The organism is Cyanobacteriota bacterium (assembly GCA_025054735.1).
In the GTDB taxonomy this organism is placed as follows: Bacteria; Cyanobacteriota; Cyanobacteriia; order SKYG9; family SKYG9; genus SKYG9.
Map to the genome: position 1 here is coordinate 1 of JANWZG010000273.1, position 5,450 is coordinate 5,450.

The following is a 5,450-nucleotide window of genomic DNA, read 5'->3' on the forward strand; positions in this document are numbered from 1 at the left end:
GGTAGGCGATCAACACCGACAGCCTGAGAATCCTGACCTGTTGAATCGGCGTCAGACTGAGAGATGGTAAAGGCGACCGATGACTCTGGCTCAGGATCGGTAATGGCTGCGATCGCGGCTGTAGGCCCTATATCTGGGCGAGCAGCCACATCTCTTGCCACCGGATTCACTGAGGTTGCTGGCTGGCCGGGTACGGCTGCCTGGGCAATGCTAGGGGCGGTCACCGCCCCGACGAAAGCCAGCCCGATAGAACAGGCATCTGGTAATCGGCGTTGTGTGCTTGCTGTCGTTGTCATAAATCAGATCCTCATCCCACGATCGCTCTCCTTCCTATTCAGGATGGCAATTCGCTGGTCAGGATCAAATTTGGACAATTCTGACGCTCTAGTTAGAAGTCACCACAGGTGCCAGAGGGTGCTAGAGCAACTGAACCCGCAATAGTAATAGGCGGGCCGATGATATTGCCAAGCCCTAGTGGTTCAACTTGAATAATTGAGGGAGGAAGGACGGTATCATTGTCAATTAGCCTATAGTCGCCAATTATGTTGCCTTCATTGAATCGGAGGCATATCTTATGGTTGTTAACCGCAAGGGGAATATTGGCAATGAAGTCGCCAAAGACAACACTAGAGTTATTCATGATTTTGTTAAATCGCAACAGAGAGTATAGAGTAGCATTCCCAGAACCGATGGTGAAGAGGCCAACGCCGCCGCCATCACCGAGATTACCCATAACGATGTTGGAGTCTATCACAGTCCGCAGTTGGGCATTACCCTGAGCCTCAATCTGAATACCAGGAGCAAACGAGGGGCCGAAGCCATTACCTTGCACCGTATTGTTAGCAATAGTCACTCGCCTCTCCGGGGTAGAATTCAGTGTGTTAACCCGCACATAAATTCCTGCTGAAGGACTACTGATGGCCTGGTTGCCGGTAATCGCCACAGTCCCAGTCGCAGCATTGTCCAACTGTACAGCAATGCCATTATTGCCGCCAGTCGCAACATTTTGGGCAATCGTAAGATTGACATCACCAGTAGTGTTATTGACCAAGATGCCGTCATTAAGCACACCACTACTAATTACAGCATTATTAGTAACCGCTACATTACCAGTAACATTTTGGAAATTAAACCCAGGCGCACCATTGACTATTGCCGAGTTGCTAGAGACAGTGGTATTGCCAGTGGTATTATCCATACGAATGGCGGCTCCATTAGTTGTTGTTAAGGCATTGCTGGCAATATTGAGCGTGGCTGAGCTGCCATTGATGAGAATTCCGCGCTCATTGGTTGCAGTGATTCGGTTGTTGAGAATATTTGCAGTACCAGCAAGGGTAGCAGCATTAATGCCGGGCGCTCCCTGACTAGTAATCGCATTGTCCGATACTAGGATATTGCTGACCCCAGTTGCCTGAATACCAGAGGTACCCGGTGTAGCTGCTACGTTGACATCAAAACCAGACAGAACAGTGCTGTTGCCCATCACCACAGTGCCCGTGATCGGCACTAAAATCCCCGCACCCCGTGTAAAGGGAGGATTAAGCTGGATGTTGCTGATCTCTACTGCATCGATAGGCACTTGGCTCCGGGTAGATATCACAGTCACTTGATCAGGAATCGTAAACCCTGTGCTTGCTGGAGCACCTGTATTCGCCAGGGCAAATACATAGTCTCCTGCTGCGGCATTACCCACAGCTACAGATGTGGTAGTAAAGGGAGTCGTTTCTGTACCATTACCGCCAGCTCCCCCCGTTTGATTAACCAACAAAATCCGCAAAGGATTGCCAGTAACGCGGCTAGTAGCCAGAAATTGACTACTTTCTCGTTGGCTAATGACCTGAATAGCATGTTGACGGGCAACACTTTCACCTAGGCGATCAATGCCCCTTAGCTTTGGCAGAGTGCGCTGGTTGGGACTGTTAGTGTAGGGGGAACCGGGGAATGTATACCCAATCATTGCCGCTAGGCGGGTTTGGAACAGGCTGTCATATTGCAGAGAGAGACCTAATGTAAGTTGATCGGTAGGAATTGCCTCTAGCCGTCCCTTTACCCCAACCACACTAGGGCTACCAGATGGGCTGAAATAGTATAACCCGCCATAGCCCCGCAATACTCCTTCATCACCCAATGCGAGAATTTTACCCCCCAACTCTAGATCTGCGGCAGTAGCAGCAGCCTCAAACTCTCGGCGACGATCGAGGAGCAGATTCACGCCAATGCCCGTGGCTGATGGAATAATGGTAAATGTGTTAGAGATAGAATCACCTACTCGATTGCGGGTATTGCCCACGGGGATGTATACATTTAGACGGGCATCCCAGTCACCCAAGGTCTCAAATCCTAGGCCAATCTGGTTGAAAAAGCTGCGTCCTGTGTTGCGGGTGTCGTAGGCAATGTAGCCACCATAGGTACGATCGCCACTAGGACTGTAAAAGCGCTGACCTATCAACAGATTGGTGCCTGCTGCACCATTGTTGTGAACCAATACCCGCCCTTCTAGGAAGGTAATGGACTCACGAGGAACTTGGACGATTGGTGCAAATCCCTCAAACCCGACGTAACCATACTCATGACCTGTGTTGGCACTGTTGTAGCGGATACCCAAGCGAGGAACAACCTCATAAGTTGCTGTAGTTGCAGAAGCAGGCGATGACGCGATACTAGAAAGCGCTAGTTCACCGGCGAATGGTGAAGAACTAGAGCTAGGAGCCAGTAGCACAGTTGCATCGCTTAGGACAGTAGCTTGAGACGCAGTTGGTTGATCGCCTCTAACAGAGGTTGCTTCAAAGGAAGTGCTGTCAGCCTTCGTTGTCTCAGGGATCGCCGCTAGCCGTGGTAACTGCGATCGGGACAGGGCCGATTGGCTTGAAGTTAGTCGAGCAAACGTTGCTGGTGCACCTCGTTGCTGTGTCGCTAGTGCGATCGCGGCTACTGATGGTGAATTGTTCACTGTAGACACCACTCCAGACACCTGTCGGCTTCCAGGGGAGGCAGTTAATGATACTGGTAATGCTTGCGCTGCGCTGGATATTGCAATGCCACTGATCAACACTGCGCCAAGGGAACAAGCTGTCGATACTGGCGAATTAGCTAATTTAGATCGTGTAGTCATCGGTTAAAGAGTCCTCTCCTCATCATCCTGTTATTCAGCCACTACCGTGATTGCTGCTCAAGCCAATGGTCACAGGTAGAAAAAACACTCGCTAACCCCAATAAAATCAAAATTTAGCCTCAACAGAGAACTAACCGGCCCAATAGTTTAGACCAATTAGCCCATATTCAATTAGCCCATATTGTAAGCCAAACTGTACTCACGTCATTAACGTTGTAAGTAAGTTCTCGTGTTAGTCTACCTGATGGACTAATGTTTTCTCAACTAGGTTCCCACAAACTGTAAACCGTGATGCTTGATTCAGTTCAGTGCTTAAATTGCTAGTAACAGTCCACTCAGATTTGGTTAAGAACTGGTTATAGTTGCGACCATTCACCTAACGGTTCATCACTATGCAAGGCTACATTGTCTCTCTAGTTATTTTCACTGGGATTTTTGCACTGTTTAGCTTGGGGCTAAATTTGCAATGGGGCTTTACAGGGCTGATCAATTTTGGACATGTGGCCTTTATGACTATTGGTGCCTACACCACTGTTCTGCTGAGCTTAAAGGGGGTGCCGCTGGTGTTAGCTGTGGCGATCGGTGCCCTCTTGTCTGCCCTGCTGGGATTGTTGATTGGCTTCTCAACACTGCGCCTACGGGAAGATTACCTAGCGATCGTCACCATCGGCGTGGCTGAAGTCGTGCGCCTAATCGTTCTCAATGAAGAATGGCTAACAAGGGGGGCACGGGGCATTCCTGGTTATCCGTTGCCCTTAGAAAATTTTCGCCCTACCCTGATTAGCAAGCTCGTGATGATTGCTCTGCTGACCGCGATCGTTGCCTACGGACTTTGGCGATTGTGGCTGTGGACTCGGCAATGTTTGCAGCGAGGGCAATATCAGCAAACCATCATTAGTGCTGCGGTTGTAGGTAGCTACACAGCGGCTACCTTGCTGCTACTCTACGGCATAGGTGTAGTTGCCCACGGGTTGAAGACAGCAAAAATCCTGAATCCGGGACTATTGGGGCTGCTGGTGTTAGCTGTGTTTGTGGCGATCGTGGTGTTGGCAGTCTGGGTAGGCCAGCAGTTCATCACCAAGCTCACCGACTGGCAGCAGGGAACCATGCTCTTAACTGGAGTTGTTTGCTTAGTAGGCGGCCTCTGGTTCTATGTAGTTGGTGCCAGTGCACTCTACAATTTTGACTACAAAGCAGGGTTGATGCTGGTGCTAGTGGTTACCCTAGCAATCCTCTATGGGCTACTTGAACGCTTAGTGCAGTCACCATGGGGACGAGTGCTCAAAGCCATTCGAGAAGATGAAGACGTAGCGCGGGCACTCGGCAAAGATGTCTTTTGGTACAAACTTCAATCCTTGATGATTGGTGGCGCGATCGCTGGTATTGCTGGTGCCTTTTACACCTGGCAACTCACCTTCATCAATCCTGATGGGTTTACCACCCTGATTACCTTCCAAGCTTGGACAATTGTAGTTGTAGGTGGCGCTGGCAGCAATGCAGGCACGTTGCTGGGCGCTCTGATTTTTTGGAGCTACACCACCCTAACTCGCTTTACCTTAGAAGATATTGTGCCCTTGGATGCTGCCCAACTGGGAGCTTTTCGGATCATGACGATTGGGTTAATTCTTATGATCCTGATGATGTGGCGACCTCAAGGTGTTTTAGGCAATCAAGACGAACTCACCCTAGGACGCTAACTCAACTGCCCCATCTGTCACAACAGTTACCTGATATCTAGGCTATGGTTTAGTTATGAATCTTCTAACCGCCACGCCCTTACGTCAGTACGTCAAGCCTATGGTGATGATCGTGCTTTTGCTTGCTGCTGCCTACGTCTCTGTCTGTCTATTGTTGCTGTGGCAACAGGCGCGGTTTATCTTCTTTCCCCATGCAACGCTAGAAAAAACCCCAGAAACCTTTGATCTGCCCTATGAAACGGTATGGATCCCAGTTACTGCTGCCAAGGACAAACCTGAGCATTTACACGGTTGGTGGATTCCAGCCCGTCAGCCCCATGGCAAGGTGTTGTTGTATTTACATGGTAACACCAACAACATTGGCGCTAATGTGGAACATGCCGGACGATTTCATCGGTTGGGCTTTTCGGTATTGCTCGTTGATTATCGCGGGTATGGGCAGAGTGAGGGCAGTTTCCCATCGGAGCAACAGGTCTATGCTGATGCTGAGGCAGCTTGGCACTATTTGGTGCAGCAGCGAGGCATCAATCCAGAACAGATTGTGATTTATGGTCATTCCCTAGGTGGGGCGATCGCGATTGAGCTGGCAACTCGCCATCCCCAAGCCTCTGGTCTTATCGTCGAGAGCAGTTTCACCTCTA

At 49.9% G+C, this 5,450-nt stretch carries 4 protein-coding genes; 2 read left to right on the plus strand and 2 right to left on the minus strand.

Annotated elements, in window-relative coordinates:
* Both NZ772_12890 and NZ772_12895 read right to left on the minus strand, forming a co-directional pair.
* A partial coding sequence (locus NZ772_12890; GenBank protein ID MCS6814447.1) for a hypothetical protein occupies positions 1-296 on the minus strand: 296 nt, incomplete at its 3' end.
* A 92-nt stretch (positions 297-388) separates the two neighbouring features.
* A complete protein-coding gene (locus NZ772_12895; GenBank protein ID MCS6814448.1) occupies positions 389-3,112 on the minus strand; it encodes a right-handed parallel beta-helix repeat-containing protein in 2,724 nt (907 codons plus the stop codon).
* A 392-nt stretch (positions 3,113-3,504) separates the two neighbouring features.
* On the opposite strand from NZ772_12895, the gene NZ772_12900 reads away from it, so the two are divergent.
* The gene (locus NZ772_12900; protein ID MCS6814449.1) at positions 3,505-4,809 is read left to right on the plus strand and encodes a branched-chain amino acid ABC transporter permease; all 1,305 of its coding nucleotides are present in this window, start codon (positions 3,505-3,507) and stop codon (positions 4,807-4,809) included.
* Positions 4,810-4,864: 55 nt separating this feature from the next.
* A partial coding sequence (locus NZ772_12905; protein ID MCS6814450.1) for a lysophospholipase occupies positions 4,865-5,450 on the plus strand: 586 nt, incomplete at its 3' end.

Excerpts from the sequence above, each read along its gene's own strand:
- NZ772_12895 (MCS6814448.1), bottom strand. The coding sequence starts at position 3,112 with ATGACTACACGATCTAAATTAGCTAATTCGCCAGTATCGACAGCTTGT.
- NZ772_12900 (MCS6814449.1), top strand. The coding sequence starts at position 3,505 with ATGCAAGGCTACATTGTCTCTCTAGTTATTTTCACTGGGATTTTTGCA.